The organism is Fodinicola acaciae, assembly GCF_010993745.1.
GTDB lineage: Bacteria > Actinomycetota > Actinomycetes > Mycobacteriales > HKI-0501 > Fodinicola > Fodinicola acaciae.
On sequence record NZ_WOTN01000003.1, the window covers coordinates 1,121,077 to 1,133,794 of the forward strand.

General features: G+C 68.4%; 12 protein-coding genes and 1 pseudogene. 3 read left to right on the forward strand and 10 right to left on the reverse strand.

Annotation, left to right across the window (positions count from 1 at the left end):
* Positions 1-206: 206 nt before the first annotated feature.
* Genes GNX95_RS31480 through GNX95_RS31500 form a run of 5 tightly spaced genes read right to left on the reverse strand, consistent with a single transcriptional unit; the run spans position 207 to position 5,476 of the window.
* The gene (locus GNX95_RS31480) at positions 207-1,016 is read right to left on the reverse strand and encodes a hypothetical protein (RefSeq protein WP_163511304.1); all 810 of its coding nucleotides are present in this window, start codon (positions 1,014-1,016) and stop codon (positions 207-209) included.
* A gap of 17 nt (positions 1,017-1,033) precedes the next feature.
* Positions 1,034-1,621, reverse strand: coding sequence for a GTP-binding protein (locus GNX95_RS31485; protein ID WP_222854070.1), 588 nt, complete (start codon positions 1,619-1,621; stop codon positions 1,034-1,036).
* A complete protein-coding gene (locus GNX95_RS31490; protein WP_222854071.1) occupies positions 1,602-2,252 on the reverse strand; it encodes a DUF742 domain-containing protein in 651 nt (216 codons plus the stop codon). Before GNX95_RS31490 ends, GNX95_RS31485 begins: the two co-directional genes overlap by 20 nt.
* Positions 2,253-2,255: 3 nt before the next feature.
* The gene (locus GNX95_RS31495; RefSeq protein ID WP_163511305.1) at positions 2,256-2,684 is read right to left on the reverse strand and encodes a roadblock/LC7 domain-containing protein; all 429 of its coding nucleotides are present in this window, start codon (positions 2,682-2,684) and stop codon (positions 2,256-2,258) included.
* Entirely contained in the window at positions 2,681-5,476 is a 2,796-nt protein-coding gene (locus GNX95_RS31500) for a sensor histidine kinase (protein WP_246281876.1), read from the reverse strand. Before GNX95_RS31500 ends, GNX95_RS31495 begins: the two co-directional genes overlap by 4 nt.
* A gap of 434 nt (positions 5,477-5,910) precedes the next feature.
* Here GNX95_RS31500 and GNX95_RS31505 point away from each other — a divergent pair, with 434 nt between their 5' ends.
* Positions 5,911-6,321, forward strand: coding sequence for a DUF485 domain-containing protein (locus tag GNX95_RS31505; protein WP_163511307.1), 411 nt, complete (start codon positions 5,911-5,913; stop codon positions 6,319-6,321).
* Complete coding sequence (locus tag GNX95_RS31510; protein ID WP_163511308.1) at positions 6,318-7,883, forward strand: solute symporter family protein; 1,566 nt, start codon at positions 6,318-6,320, stop codon at positions 7,881-7,883. The genes GNX95_RS31505 and GNX95_RS31510 overlap by 4 nt, the downstream gene beginning before the upstream one ends.
* On the opposite strand, the pseudogene GNX95_RS31515 reads toward GNX95_RS31510, so the two are convergent.
* Positions 7,860-9,848, reverse strand: a pseudogene (locus GNX95_RS31515) (thioredoxin domain-containing protein). The gene GNX95_RS31510 and the pseudogene GNX95_RS31515 sit on opposite strands and share 24 nt — an antisense overlap.
* A 33-nt stretch (positions 9,849-9,881) precedes the next feature.
* Here GNX95_RS31515 and GNX95_RS31520 point away from each other — a divergent pair.
* Positions 9,882-10,409 (forward strand): hypothetical protein, encoded by a 528-nt coding sequence (locus GNX95_RS31520; protein WP_163511309.1) that lies wholly within the window; start codon positions 9,882-9,884, stop codon positions 10,407-10,409.
* A 130-nt stretch (positions 10,410-10,539) separates the two neighbouring features.
* Here GNX95_RS31520 and GNX95_RS31525 read toward each other — a convergent pair whose 3' ends face one another.
* From GNX95_RS31525 to GNX95_RS31540, 4 genes are all read right to left on the reverse strand, one after another.
* Positions 10,540-10,707 (reverse strand): DUF255 domain-containing protein, encoded by a 168-nt coding sequence (locus GNX95_RS31525; RefSeq protein WP_222854072.1) that lies wholly within the window; start codon positions 10,705-10,707, stop codon positions 10,540-10,542.
* Between the two features lie 237 nt (positions 10,708-10,944).
* Positions 10,945-11,877, reverse strand: a complete 933-nt coding sequence (locus GNX95_RS31530) for a DUF6891 domain-containing protein (protein WP_163511310.1) — start codon at positions 11,875-11,877, stop codon at positions 10,945-10,947.
* Positions 11,874-12,533 (reverse strand): peptidylprolyl isomerase, encoded by a 660-nt coding sequence (locus tag GNX95_RS31535; RefSeq protein WP_163511311.1) that lies wholly within the window; start codon positions 12,531-12,533, stop codon positions 11,874-11,876. Before GNX95_RS31535 ends, GNX95_RS31530 begins: the two co-directional genes overlap by 4 nt.
* A 10-nt stretch (positions 12,534-12,543) precedes the next feature.
* Positions 12,544-12,699 carry a hypothetical protein gene (locus GNX95_RS31540; RefSeq protein WP_246281826.1) on the reverse strand — a complete coding sequence of 52 codons (156 nt, stop codon included), beginning with the start codon at positions 12,697-12,699 and terminating at the stop codon, positions 12,544-12,546.
* Between the last annotated feature and the right edge of the window lie 19 nt (positions 12,700-12,718).

The following is a 12,718-nucleotide window of genomic DNA, read 5'->3' on the forward strand; positions in this document are numbered from 1 at the left end:
TCCGGATCTGGTTGCCAGCAACGACTCCCGGATGGTAGCCAGCCGCCGCCGACCCACACCGCACCGGCCTCCGCCTGCCCGGCGTTACCCGCTACAGCGCGAAACTGTCGTACCCCCACGCCAGGATTGGCCCCCACCCAGTAGCGGGTGGGGGGGGGTGGGTTCGCGTGGTTTCTTACATATGAAGAGAAGTTGATCTTGGAGGCTCAGCGCGGAGGATAGGGACCCGACGGCGGCTGCGGCGGCGCGTAGTGCTGCGGTGGTCCGGCCGGCGGCGGCACGTACGGCTGTGGCGGCGCGCCAGGCGGTGGACCGGCAGGTGGACCAGCGGGCGGACCGGACTGCGGACCAGCCGGCGGGTACGGCGGCTGCGGCGGCATCCCGGCCGGCGGACCGGCATGTGGACCCGGCGGCGGACCGGCATACGGACCGGGCGGTGGTCCGGCGGCCGGACCAGGCTGCGGCCCAGCGGGCTGGCCGGCAGGCGGACCACCCGGCGCGCCGAACTGCCGCAGGTCCTGCTCGGCCTGCGGCGGCGGCGGGAACGACGCCTGTGCGCGGCCCTTGATCATCCCCTGCAGCGCCATGCCATAGAACTTCGTGCCGGTGAACATGTGCACCTGGCCGGAGCTCAGGTCCACCACCACCGGCCGGATCTCGCCACCCCACACGTTCTTCGGCTTGGCGGTCGCGGCGGCGACCGCGTCCGGCCGTACGACCGGCGAGACCAGGCCCACGAGCGTGATGACCGCCGTCCCCAGCCCGCGTACGCCGTTGGTCGCCTGGTGCGCGTGTTGCGCCGCGTGCTGGCTGAAGTCGCCGACGATGAACGCGTTGACCTCCGGGAAGCTCGCCGCGACCAGGCAGAAGTGCACCTGCCCCATCACCGCGCCGGCACCGTCGTACATGTTGGCCACGAAGGCGTTCATCGGCCCCACCTGGGCCTGGTAACCCTGCGCGTTCACCCTGGCCACCCGCATGGCTACGGCCTGCAGGTATTCCTCACCGGTCAGCACCGAGCCAGTATGCACGCTCAGGCCGGAGCGGTGTCCATCGTCCTGGTCATCGCGTGCTCGACCAGCCGGATCAGCGTCTCCTTGGCCGACTCCAGGCTGCGCGCGTCGCAGGAGACCACCGGCACGGCCGGCTCCACGGTCATCGCCTCGCGTACGTCGGCCAGCGTGTGCGACATCCGTCCGTCGAAGCGGTTGACCGCGACCACGTACGGGACACCGTGCTCCTCGAAGAAGTCGACCGCGGAGAACGAGTCGGCCAGCCGCCTGGTGTCGACGAGTACGACCGCGCCGATCGCGCCGCGCACCAGGTCGTCCCACATGAACCAGAAGCGTTGCTGTCCCGGCGTGCCGAACAGGTAGAGGATCAGGTCGTCGGCGAGCGTACGGCGGCCGAAGTCCATCGCCACCGTGGTGGTCACCTTGTCCGGGGTCGCGGCCAGGTCGTCCACCCCGATGCTGGCGTCGGTGATCTGCGCCTCGGTGGTGAGCGGCGGGATCTCCGACACCGCCCCGACGAACGTGGTCTTGCCGGCGCCGAAGCCGCCGGCGACCACGATCTTCGCCGAGATCACCTGCTGGATGGCTCTAGATGCGGCGGAGTCCACTCAGCACCCTTTCCATGAGCTGCATACGCGCGGTCCGGTCGGTCGGCGCCGCACTGCGGTGCACCGCGATCAGGCCAGCGTCGGCGAGGTCCCCGATCAACACCTTGGCCACGCCGAGCGGCACGCCGATGCCGGCGGCCACCTCGGCCACCGACCGCGGCCGTACGCACAACCGCACGATCGAGCGGTGCTCCACGCGCGGCACCGCTGCCTGGCCGGCCGGCGGCACGGTCGAGGACACCAACGTCTCGATCTCCAGGTCGACGGACGCCTTGGTGCGTCCGCTGGTCAGCGTGTACGGACGTACGACGGTAGCGGCGGTGTCCACCGTGATCGACTCCGCCGGGCTGACCGGCTCCGGCGGTGGCGCCGGTTCGGCCGGTCTGACCTGCTCTTTCGTCCGCCCGCCCCGGCGCCTTTTCCGGCCGCCGAAGCTGACCGAGTTGACCACGTCGCCGAAGGTCGCCTCGGCGTGCGCCGGCACGTGACCGGCGTCCGGTCCGATCCGGATGTGACCGCCGACCGGGCGCTGGTGCGTGGTGTCCAGCAGTGGGTCCAGGAGTGGGTCCAGGAGTGGGTCCGGCACTCTGGGCAGTTCGCCGGAGCCGCGCTCCGGCTCCTCGCGGCTCACGGCCTACGCCGAACGGTAGGCGGTGCCCTGCAGCTGCGCGCGCAGCTGCGGCGTGAGGATCTGGCCGACCCGCTCGACCAGCAGCGCCATCTCGTACGCGACCTGACCCATGTCGCAGTTCGGGGCGGCGAGCACGGCCAGGCAGGAGCCCTCGCCGATGGCCATCAGCATCAGCAGGCCGTGGTCCATCTGGACGACCGTCTCGCGTACCCGGCCGGCCTCGAAGCACCGCGCCGCGCCCTGCGCCAGGCTGAGCAGGCCGGAGGTGGCGGCGGCCAGCTGGTCGGCGCGGTCGGCCGGCAGCCGGGAGGACGAGGTGAGCAGCAGGCCGTCGCTGGACACGACGATGGCGTGCGCGACACCAGGCACGCGCTCGGTGAAGGTGGTCACCAGCCAGCCGAACTGGGCCACGGGAGACTCGCCGCCGGTCATCCGCTCTCCCATCCCGAACCGTCCGCCGCCGACCTGCCGGCCCTGACACCCCGCTGATAGCTGCCGAACCGGTCGCGCAGGCTTTCCGCGCTCTCTCGTGCCGTCGCGGTGAGCGGCCCGACCGGTCCCATCGGTGCCACCGTAGCCGGTGTGACCGGCGCGGTCACGGGTGTGGGGTCGGCGGATTCGGTGGATGGAACGCTGCCGGGGACGAGCCTGGCGCGCGGCGTACGTTTGGGCAGTCCGGCGGCCGTACGCTCGGTCGGCTCCACGGACGCGCGGCTGGCCGCCTCGAAGCCGGCGTCGGCGGCGAACCGCCAGGCCTGCGGCTGCGGCTGCGCCGGCGGCCGGTCGCCGAACCAGGCCGAGGAGACCTCCGGGATCTGGCCCTGCATCTGGTTGAAGATCGGCGTGCCGGTCGGTGGCACCGACTCGGCGGCCGGCGGCTCCGGCGTCGCCACCGGCTCCGGCTCCGGCTCCGGCTCCGGCGTGCGGCCACGCCGCCGCGGCAACGCCGGCAGGTCACCACCTTCGTCGACCTCGACCACCCCCGCCGAGGGTGACGTTTTGACCGTCTCCGGCGGCGTGTCGACCGGCGAAACGTCGCCCTCGCGACGCTCGAACGTCACGGTGCCCGGCACGCCGAGCGCGACCACCGCCACCGGCGGTCCGGCCGGCTGAGGCTCGGGCTCCGGCACGTTGGCCTCGGCCGGCGCCGCCGACCCCAGCGGCGCGTCGGCCTCCACCGGCGGCGGCACCGTACGCGGCGGCTTGGCCAGCCGGCGCGGCCGCCGCTTCGGCAGCGACGCCATCAGGTCGTTGCGGCCGGTGCCGTTCAGCAGCTTCTGCCGCGGGATCGGACCGCGGTCGGGCGCCGGCTCCTCCGGTGCCTCCGGGGTCAGCAACGCCGCCGGCAACGTGACCGTCGCGCGTACGCCACCGATCTCCGGACCGCTGTTGAGCAGCACGCGTACGCCATGGCGGCGGGACAGCCGGCCGACCACGAACAGTCCCATCCGCCGCGACGTACTCGGATCGACCTCGCGCGCCGACGACAGCTGTGCGTTCATCGCCATCAGCTGCGCGTCCGGGATGCCGATGCCCTGGTCCAGGATGTCGATCGCCACGCTCTCGTCGCGCGCCGTCGAGCACGTCACGGTGACGCGCGTACCAGGCGGGGAAAAGGCCGTCGCGTTGTCCAGCAGCTCCGCCAGCAGCCGTACGACATCACCGACCGCATAGCCGGCGACCGCCACCGCGGCCGGCTGGTCGAGCACTACGCGCTGGTAGTGCTCGATCTCCGACACCGCCGCGCGCAGCACGTCACCGAGACCGACCGGCTCGGCGAACTGCCTGGCCACGTCGGTGCCGGAGAGCACCATCAGGTTTTCGTTATTACGCCGCATCCGGGTCGCCAGATGGTCCAGCTGGAACAGGATGGACAGCTGCTCGGAGTCGGTCTCGTCGCGCTCCAGCTGCTCGATCAGGCCGAGCTGGCGCTGCACCAGCGTCTCGCTGCGGCGCGACAGGTTGACGAAGATCTCCGCGTAGTTGCGCCGCAACCGGGTCTGCTCGACGGCGAGCCGCAGCGCCTGTCCGTGCATCGCGTCGAAAGCGGCGCCGAGCTGGCCGATCTCGTCCGGTCCCGGCTTGGACGACACGGCCGTGTCCACCTGCCGGCCGGCGCGCAGCTCGGCGACGGCGGCAGGCAGCCGGCGCGCGGCGACGTCCTCGGCCCGCCGGCGCAGCCGGCCCAGCGACCGTACGAGCTGGCGGGCGATCGCGATCATCACGCCGGCCGCGGTGATCAGCGCGACGAACAGCACCACCGAGGCCAGTCCGGCGAGGTTGCTGGCGTCCTCGCGGAGCTGCGCGACCGTCGCCTGCAGCTGCTGCGTGAGGCTCCTGCTCACCGACCGCAGCGCGGCCTCCGCCGGCGCCGAGGCGGCCGACCAGTCGGCGGCGGTGACCGTGCCGCCACCGAGCACGACGTTTTTCAACTGCGTACGACTGGACGCCGCCGGAATGCCGACCGCCTTCTTGTACGCCTCCGCGGCGGCCGGGCTCGCGACCGCCAGGAAGTCGGTGGCGCGCGCCGCCATCCGCGCGTCCGACGCGCGCAGCAGGTCACGCTGCTGGGTGGTCACCGAGCCGTTGGTGCCCGCCATGGCGGCCGCCTGGAGTGCGACCTCCTCCTGCACCGACTGCAGGTCGAACAACGCGAGCGCGGCCGAGGCCAGTTTCGGGTCGGCCAGGCCGGACGCGAGCTCCTGGTCGACGAGCAGCAAGGAGCCGATGACCGGCGTGTACGTCTCGATCGGGGTCGCCGAGCCGCCGCGCATCCCCGGCAGCTTCGCGAGCGCGTCGGTGACGGTCGTGGTCGCCGGCAACGCGCCGGCCTGCGACAACGCGGCGGTGAAAGCGGCCACCGCGAGGTCGGTGGCGTGATAGCGCGCGGACAGCCCGCTGCCGGTGGCCGCGGCCGTACGCTCCTGCTGCAGCGCGGTCAGCAGGTCGCCGAGCGACGCGGTCACCGCGACCAGCTTCTGCACGCGCGCGTACTCGCTGGTCTGCAGCACCGCGCCACGGATCTGCCAACCGCCGAGGGCGAACAGGAACAGCAGCGGGACGCAGATGACGGCGACCAGCTTGGTGGTCACCTTCCAGTCGCGCCACTGGAACAGGCCAGCCCGAGGCGCCGGCGTCACCACCGGCAGGATGATCTCGGCGGTGCCCGGCTCGGTGCGCCGCGGCGCCGGCAGGTCAGGTCGAGGTCCGGCGGCCGGCCGCATCAACACCACCCACTCGGACCATCACGCCACCGTATTCCCGGCAACATCCCCGGCAACCTCCGCAGTCCCCCTCGCGGCCACCCGATTTCTCTCCGACGTCCGCGCGCTCACACCACATCCGGCGCACATTTGTGCCGCGGCCGGAAAAACACCGCGGAACCACGACGCGTACCGGCATCGGCAGCCGCTCTCTGGCTCAACCCCTACTCGCCGGCAGGCATTCTTATGGAATGCCGGCTGCTACGATGCGACGCAACTTTACACCACGTGCTCAGGCGTTCCGTACCCCAGGAATATCCTCTGCAGACGAGTGCTGCGCCACGACCGGAAATGATCCTTCCGGCTGGTTTGCATGAGCAACGCGCATAAAGCAGCGCCAGCGGTGAGTTGTCTCGTGAACTTGACGGTGGATTCGGGCCGCGCCGGGAGGATTTATGACACACCCCACGTTCGGCGGACCGCCGTCCCCGTGGCGCGACGACCCGTTTCTGCCGCCGCCGCTGGAGCCGCCGCCTCCGGACTATCCGGCGATCCAGGCCAGTCCGGAGTTCGCCGACCTGCGCCGCCGGCTGCGCCGGTTCGTCTTCCCGATGACCGCGCTGTTTCTCGGCTGGTATCTGGCGTTCGTGCTGCTCGCCGCGTATCTGCCCGAGGTGATGAGCCGCCGGGTCTACGGCACCATCACGGTCGGCCTGCTGCTCGGCGTGGCGCAGTTCGTGTCGACGTTGCTGATCACCACCTGGTACGTACGGTTTGCCAGGAAGCGGATCGACCCGCGGGTCGCCGAGATCCGCCGGGCCGCCGGCCAGGACACCGGGCTGGAGGACTGGCAGGACGTACGATGACCGGTGACCCGCTGATCAACACCGGAGTTTTCGTCGCGTTTCTGATCGTTACGCTGTTCGTGGTCTACCGCGCCGGAAACCGGAACAGCACGACCATCGACTATTACGCGGCCGGCCGGGGGCTGAGCGGTCCGCAAAACGGCCTCGCGATGGCCGGCGACTACCTGTCCGCCGCGTCCTTCCTCGGCATCGCCGGCGCGATCGCGGTCAACGGCTATGACGGTTTTCTCTACTCCATCGGCTTCCTGGTGGCCTGGCTGGTCAACCTGCTGCTGGTCGGCGAGCTGCTGCGCAACACCGGCCGCTTCACGATGGGTGACGTCCTCAGCTTCCGGATGCGCCAGCGGCCGGTCCGCGCCGCCGCCGCCACCTCGACGATGGCGATCTCGTTCTTTTACATGGTCGCGCAGATGGCCGGCGCCGGCGGCCTGGTCGCACTGCTGCTCAACATCCACGACAAGCTCGGCCAGTCGCTGGTGATCGCCGGCGTCGGCCTGGTGATGATTTTCTACGTACTGGTCGGCGGCATGCGCGGCACGACCTGGGTGCAGATCATCAAGGCCGCGCTGCTGATGCTCTGCATCACGCTGATGACCGTGTTCCTGCTCGGAAAGTTCGGCTTCAGCATCTCGGCCATCATGGAGCAGGCCGCCGCGCACAACCCCAAAGGCACCCAGATTCTCAGTCCTGGCGTGGAATACGGCCGTACGGACCTGACCAAGCTCGACTTCGTGTCGCTCTCGCTGGCGCTGGTGCTCGGCGTCGCCGGCCTGCCGCACATCCTGATGCGTTTCTACACGGTGCCAAACGCACGCGAGGCCCGCCGGTCGGTCGTGTGGGCCACCTGGACGATGTCGATTTTCTACCTGGCCACGCTGGTGATCGGCTTCGGCGCCGCCGCACTGGTCGGCACCGACACGATTCTTGCCGCTCCCGGCGGCCAGAACTCGGCCGCTCCGCTGCTGGCACTGCGGATCGGCGGGACCGTACTGCTGGCCGTCGTCGCGGCGGTCGCCTTCGCCACCATTCTCGCCGTCGTCGCCGGCCTGACACTGACGGCGTCCGCGTCTTTTGCGCATGACGTCTACGCAAACATCATCACGCGCGGTCGCGCCCGGCCTGGCGTGGAAATCCGCGTCGCGCGCGTCTCGGCGGTCGTTTTCGGCGTACTTTCCATCATCGGCGGCATCCTGGCCAACGGCCAGAACATCGCCTTCCTGGTCGCGCTGGCTTTCGCCTTCGCCGCCTCGGCGAACCTGTCGACGATCCTGTATTCGCTGTTCTGGAAGCGTTTCAACACCAGCGGCACGTTGTGGGGGATCTACAGCGGCCTGATTTCGTGTTTCGCGTTGGTCGTGCTGTCGCCGACGGTGTCCGGCTCGCCGTCGGCGATTTTTCCAGGACTGGACTTCGCGTACTTTCCGTTGACCAACCCGGGGATCGTGTCGATCCCGGTGTCGTTCCTGTTCGCCTTCCTGGGCACGTTCCTGTCCCGCAAACGCTCCGATCCGCGCCGCCAGGCCGAAATGGAGGTGCGGTCACTCACCGGCCTTGGCTCCTAGTTTCTCGCTGAGCTCTTTCGCGTCAGTGACCGGAAGATCGCAAACGAAGCCCTTGCACGGATAGGCCGCCGGCTGCCCGTTGACGAGCGTACGGTCCCTGAGCAGCGCGACACCCGGCTTGTCTGGCTCTCCCTGGACGATCACCGCGCCCGGTGAGCACGCCTCCCAGGCCGCCTTTGCCAGTGCATTTCCGTCGCCGACGATCGCGATTTCGTACGGCCCGGCCAATGCCGCCTCGGCGACCGCCAGCGCGTACCCGGCGAACCTCGGCGCCCGGCTCATCAGTGCACTCAGCCGCTCGATCGCTTTTTCCGTGATTTCACGGTGTTTCGTGGATCCGGTGAGCGCCGCGTAGGTGAGCAGCGCGGCAGCAGTGAGCGACGTGCCCGACGGCGTGGCGCCATCGGTGACGTCCGACGGACGTACGACCAAGGACTCGGCATCGTCTGCGGTGTCGTAAAAGCCGCCGTCGCCATCCGCGAAGCGATCGAGGACGACGTCGAGCAGTTTTTCCGCGCGGCTCAACCATGTCACGTCACCGGTCGCCTGGTGCAGCACGAGAAAGCCCTCGGCCAACGCACCGTAGTCGTCCAGCACGCCCGCCGGACTGCCGACATTTCCGTGCCGTGACGCTCTGCGCAACCGCCCGTCGACGAAATGCACGCGCCACAGCATCTCGGCGGCCGTTTCCACGCTGTCCAACGGATGTCCGGTCAACACCGCATGCTCGGTCAACGCCGTGATCGTCAGCCCGTTCCACGACGCGATCACCTTGTCATCGAGCCCCGGCTGCGGTCGTTTCCTTCTCTCCTCGGCAAGCTTCGCGCGAAGCTGCGACCACCGCCGCGGGTCGTCGGGATCCTTCCGCAGCTGCAACACACTCGCGCCGTGCTCGAACGTACCTTTCTCGGTGACGTCGAGCAGATCCGCGGCCCACCGGCCATCCTCCTCGCCGAGGACGTCCACGAGCTGCTGTGGCGTCCAGACGTACGTCAGCCCTTCGACCCCATCGGTGTCCGCATCGAGCGACGCCGCGAAACCACCTTCCGGCGTCAGGAGATCGTTATACAGAAAGGCAACCGTCTCGTCGACGACTCGTTTTGCCAGTTGTGAGCCCGTACGCTGCCAGAGCTGCGTATAGACTCGCAGCAGCAACGCGTTGTCGTACAACATCTTCTCGAAATGCGGCACGGTCCAAGTGCCGTCCACCGCGTAGCGCGCGAATCCGCCGTTGAGCTGGTCGTACATCCCTCCGCGCGCCATCGCCTCAGCCGTACCGTCGACCATGTCCAGCGCCGCCGCGTTGCCGGTCCGATGATGGTTGCGCAGCAGGAACTGCAACACCGACGACGGCGGAAACTTAGGCGCACCGCCAAAACCGCCGTTGGTGTCATCGTATTCTCTTCGCAGGATGGAAACCGCCTGGTCGACCGCCGCCACATCCAGCCGGCCACCACTCGGCAGCCGGCCACCCAGCGCGCGTACCACCTCGGCCCCCTGCTTGACCACCGCGTCCCGCCGCTCACGCCACGCCTCCGCGACCGCCACCACCAGCCGTGCGAAGTTGGCCTTCGGGAAGTAAGTACCACAGAAGAACGGCTGGCCATCCGGAGTCGCGAACACGGTCATCGGCCAGCCACCCTGGCCGGTCATCGCCTGCGTGGCCTCCATGTACACCGCGTCAACATCCGGCCGCTCCTCGCGGTCGACCTTGACCGGCACACAATGCTCATTCACCAACGCCGCGATCTCGTCGTCCTCGAACGACTCATGCGCCATCACATGACACCAGTGTTATGTCAGAGGGTGTAACCAATGGCAGGATGCGTACCCCACTGAGATCAACATGGGTACGTCCCGCCTTCTTGCCTCTGACATCGCCTCCTCTCCCCACTCCCACCAGTCAACCGGGTTGCTGGCGTGCTGCAGGAGGTAGGGCGACGTAGCTCGCTCCAACCTGTTCATCCCTCCATCCTCACACAGAACCGTACGTGCTTGATGGATGATGATGTCGTGGCTGATCTTCACGGCTCTGGTGACCGCGTATCCTCCTGGGTGGCGACCCGGGAAGAGCAGCTCGAACGACAGCAGCACGCCCGCAGGGTCGTCGGCTTGGAGTTGGTGAACGTCCGGTACGTGGACATCGACTATCGGCGTCACGAATTCGCTCCCCAGCACACCGGCTGGCGTACGATCAGCGCCGACGCCGAATGGACAAACCCCATTTGGCGCCTCTCCGGGTTCGACTCGATTGATTACGGCGTGGAATTAGCCTTTGCCGGAGATCGGACCTTCTCTGTATCCTGGGATTCGCCCGGTTCTCATGAGGGCATCGGCATCCGCGAAGTTGGCCTTGCCGGTTACGCCGTCGCCGAGGATGCGGACATCGCAGTCTGGTCGGTGGCCTCTCGGAGCAGCTGGTCACAGTATATCGGCAACACTGTTCGGGACGTGATGATGCATTACACCGCTTGGCTTGGCGAAAAGTCAGGCTTCTGGGTGTCCGAGAATCTCACTCATTTTTGATGACACTGTCGTCGAGTTCCTCCTCGGCGAGGCGGACCTCACCGGCGTCCTGTCCCCGTCTGCCGACAATGTGGCCGTCGTCTTTCCGCCTACGCCGCTACCAGCCTGGGTATCAGCAGGTTGACCTTGGCTACGTGCCATGCCAGCAGTGGCAGGCCGCGTAGCCGACGGAGATCAACAACGGCACGTCCCGCCGCCGCGCCTCCGCCATCGCCTCCTCTCCCCACTCCCACCAGTCCACCGGGTTGCCGGCATGCTGCAGGAGGTAGGGCGACGCAGCCCGCTCCAACCTGTTCATCCCCCATCCTCACACGCGATGCGCTCGAACGCTGGGAGGATGTCCGGATCGAATGTGCTAACTAGGCCCACTTTTCGCGGCGGCGGTGGGCCTAATTAGCACATTCGACGGCGTGGATGCCCCAGGAGTCACGGCAGCCGCAGGGACCGTCGCCCGGAAGGCGTCTCCGCAACGAATGTGGAAAACTGGGGGCACTTTCGCCGCGACAGGTGCCCTTCCGCACTCGATTTCCTGACGTCACCATGGCCTGACCTCCAGCTCGCCGAGCTCGTGCAGGGCGACCCGGTCCTCGCGAGCGAGAACGTCAACCATACGAACGACTTCGGCCACCGTGGCATAGCGGCCGCGGCTGACGCGGGCGGTTGGGTCGGGGCTGTCGAGCCAAAGACGGGGCTCATAATAAATCTGTACGATGTCGCCGGAGCGTCCCCGGAAAGTGGCGAAGTTTCCTTCGCCTGCTGGCAAGCGGTCCAGCAACGACTTGCAGTCGGCAAACGACAACAGCAATTCCACGTCGGCGTTGTTACGCACTCGGTCGAAATATGTCACCACCAGCCGATCGTCGGCCGATTCGTTGTACGCGGCCGGGCCTGGGTCACCGAGCCAGCGACGGTGCCAGGTCAGCGGGACGCGGATTCGCTTGGCGGCGTCGCCGTTCCAGTCGACCCGCAGGCCGTGCTGGCGCAGCGTCGCGGTGATCTCGGTGCCGATAGCGGCGGTGTCGGCCGGGTCGGGCGTCCTCAGGCCGTCGTGCAGAATGCCGTACGCCAGGTCCAACCCGTCGCCTCGAGCCGCGGCCTCGGCGTCCTGGTGGTGATAGAAGGCGTATCCGCGCGGCTTCGAGCCCTCGGCGGCCTCGGCTCCGATCTCGGCGGTCCCGCAGTTCTGGCAGCAGGTGAAGTTTTCCCTGGCGACGATGCCGGCGCGGTCCAGGTCGCGGAACGCGGCGGTGAGCCGGTCCGGCTCGGTGACCGGCGGCCAGCTGGCCTGCTCGGTGAGGTGTCGGCGCAGCTCGGCCACCGCCAGTTCCTCGGCGAGCTCGGTCACCTCGGCCGAGTCACCGTAGGCCTCAAGCGTCCACCTGAGGATGTCGCGGAAATCTCCGTCCGCGATGTCCACCCGTACGCGTACGAAGTCCGACACCTTGGTACGCAAGGATTCTTCGATCACCGCGAGAACAAGCCAAAACTGGTCCGGTCGATGACGACCGGCTTGGCCGGCAGGCCGTCGAGCGGGTTGCCGTCCCGCGGGATGATGCCGGCGGCGACGATCCGGTCGAGTACGTCCATGCCGCGCACGACCTTCCCCATCACCGAGTAGTTTTTCGGGATGTGCGCGAAAGAATGCACGATGAAGAACTCGCTGCCGTTGGTGCCGGGCCCCTGGTTGCCCATCGCTATGGTGCCGCGCTCGTACGTCTCGGTGCCGTCGACCTCGTCGGCGAACTTGTAGCCGGGGCCGCCTTTCTCCACCTCGATCAGGTCGCCGCACTGCAGCACACCGAGCCGCGCGCTGTTGGTCAGCCGCCAACACCGGCTGTGGTCATAGAAATGCTGCAGCGCGAGGCTCGCCAGGTTGTGCACGGCACATGGCGCGGCGCCGGCGCGGTTGAGGCGTACGGTCACCGGACCGTAGTTGAGACGGAACGTGACGTCGACAGTCCCGACGGTCAGCGCGTACGGCGTCGGCCGCAGCACCGGTCGCGCGGCCGGGTTTTCCGGTGTTGGCGTGAAAGTGCACCTGACGACAGGCGCGGACGCCGACGCCGGAGTGGCGGCGATCAGCGGCACACAGAGCAAAAGTACGAGAATCCAACGGCGTCTCATGCGCGGTAAGCTACCCCACGTTTCGTAACTGGTGAAGCATCCGCAGCTGGCCGATCTCCGCCGCGTTCTTCATCAGCTCGGCGTTGACCCCGGCGACCATGCGCGCGACCGTCTTTCCCGCGCCAGGTGGATCTCGAAGAGCGGTCAGGTCAGCTCGAACTGCCATCGCAACAGGTCGCCGCGCG

Excerpts from the sequence above, each read along its gene's own strand:
- GNX95_RS31495 (WP_163511305.1), bottom strand. The coding sequence starts at position 2,684 with ATGACCGGCGGCGAGTCTCCCGTGGCCCAGTTCGGCTGGCTGGTGACC.
- GNX95_RS31500 (WP_246281876.1), bottom strand. The coding sequence starts at position 5,476 with ATGCGGCCGGCCGCCGGACCTCGACCTGACCTGCCGGCGCCGCGGCGC.
- GNX95_RS31505 (WP_163511307.1), top strand. The coding sequence starts at position 5,911 with ATGACACACCCCACGTTCGGCGGACCGCCGTCCCCGTGGCGCGACGAC.
- GNX95_RS31510 (WP_163511308.1), top strand. The coding sequence starts at position 6,318 with ATGACCGGTGACCCGCTGATCAACACCGGAGTTTTCGTCGCGTTTCTG.
- GNX95_RS31520 (WP_163511309.1), top strand. The coding sequence starts at position 9,882 with ATGGATGATGATGTCGTGGCTGATCTTCACGGCTCTGGTGACCGCGTA.
- GNX95_RS31525 (WP_222854072.1), bottom strand. The coding sequence starts at position 10,707 with ATGAACAGGTTGGAGCGGGCTGCGTCGCCCTACCTCCTGCAGCATGCC.
- GNX95_RS31535 (WP_163511311.1), bottom strand. The coding sequence starts at position 12,533 with ATGAGACGCCGTTGGATTCTCGTACTTTTGCTCTGTGTGCCGCTGATC.
- GNX95_RS31540 (WP_246281826.1), bottom strand. The coding sequence starts at position 12,699 with ATGGCAGTTCGAGCTGACCTGACCGCTCTTCGAGATCCACCTGGCGCG.